This is a genomic window from Bradyrhizobium sp. ORS 375 (assembly GCF_000239775.1).
Lineage (GTDB): Bacteria > Pseudomonadota > Alphaproteobacteria > Rhizobiales > Xanthobacteraceae > Bradyrhizobium.
In genome coordinates this window covers 1-1,232 of the sequence record NZ_CAFI01000266.1, presented here as the reverse complement: position 1 = coordinate 1,232, position 1,232 = coordinate 1, and the positions used below count along the sequence as shown (strand labels likewise).

Here is a 1,232-nt window from a genome sequence, read left to right as displayed (position 1 = left end):
ATCGGCACCTCCGGCTGCGGCGGCTGCATCTGCGACTGAGCGCCCCAGGAGCGGGAGTAGCTTTCGGCCGGCTTCGGCAGCTTGCGATCGGCCGGCGGCTCGATCTCCATGCGGCCGTAGCCGGGCTTCGCACCCAAGGTCGGGTAGTAGTGACCGACATAGGGCTCGGGCTCGACCGGACGGCCGCCATAGATGGTGGGCTGCATATAATTGCCCCTGCCAAGGCTGGTCTGGCCTACGACGATGGCGTAGGAGGCGTCGATGCCGTTGATGACGACGGGCACGCCGGGCCGTTGCGGGATGACGATCTCGAAGCCTTCGCTGGCGAGCGCGGCGGATGCCGTCCCGATCAGTATCGCGAGAGCTGTTGCACAACGCATGAATTCACGCCCCGGTTGCCGTCCTATCAATACCGCAACGCCTGCCCCGATGGGTTAAGCGCGCGGCTCAATCTGCCGGTAAGGCTAACGCGCGCGCCATTCGTGCGGGTTAAGGGGCTCAGCGCATTCGCGCACGACGGTTAACAGCTGATCATCACTCGGAGGCGCGGCGAAAACATTGGGTTGAGCGCGGAACAGCAAAGGCCGGATGCACTTAAGGTTCGGGGCGCAACGACGGAGTCAACCCATGATCAGATCTGCAATTCTCGGGGCTGCTGTTCTCGCGACTGCGCTCGCCGGCCCGGCGATGGCGCGCGACATGCACCACCGTCACCACATGGCCCGCCAGGACGCCGCGATGATGCAGCAGCGCGCGGACGGCCGCCCGACCAACAATGGTTGGAATAACAACGGCTGGAACAACGACTGGAATCGCCGCGGCACCGGCTTCTGGCCGGCTGACGTCGCCGCTGGCGCAGTCGGTGCCGCCGCGGGTGTCGCCGGCGCGGCAATCGGAACGGCCGGTGCGATCGCGACCGCGCCGTTCCGCACGGCCGACGCCTATGCCTACGATCCCGGCCCGTACCGTTATAGCCAGCCGGCCTACGACCGCGGTCAGCTCGGCTACTATGGCGACTGGAACAGCTACGCCACCCGCAACGGCCTGGTGTGCCGCCCCGGCACGATGTTCAAGGGCAGCGACGGGCTGATGCACATCTGCCAGTGATCCGGACGCGGATCCAATGCGAGGGGCGGCCTCACGGCCGCCCTTTTTGCGATCCGGACTCGCGGCGGGAAGACAGGTGACGGCTGTAGCGTCCGCCCATCAACTCTGATAGGAACACCGCGCTT

The 1,232-nt window shown here is 66.2% G+C and carries 2 protein-coding genes; one reads left to right on the top strand and one right to left on the bottom strand.

What is annotated here, in order from left to right:
• Positions 1-380: hypothetical protein (locus BRAO375_RS19570; protein WP_035641313.1), on the bottom strand; the 380-nt coding region annotated here is incomplete at its 3' end.
• A 247-nt stretch (positions 381-627) separates the two neighbouring features.
• Here BRAO375_RS19570 and BRAO375_RS19565 point away from each other — a divergent pair.
• Positions 628-1,107: a hypothetical protein gene (locus BRAO375_RS19565; protein ID WP_009029173.1), complete on the top strand. Its 480-nt coding sequence runs from the start codon at positions 628-630 to the stop codon at positions 1,105-1,107.
• Positions 1,108-1,232 lie beyond the last annotated feature (125 nt).

Excerpts from the sequence above, each read along its gene's own strand:
- BRAO375_RS19565 (WP_009029173.1), top strand. The coding sequence starts at position 628 with ATGATCAGATCTGCAATTCTCGGGGCTGCTGTTCTCGCGACTGCGCTC.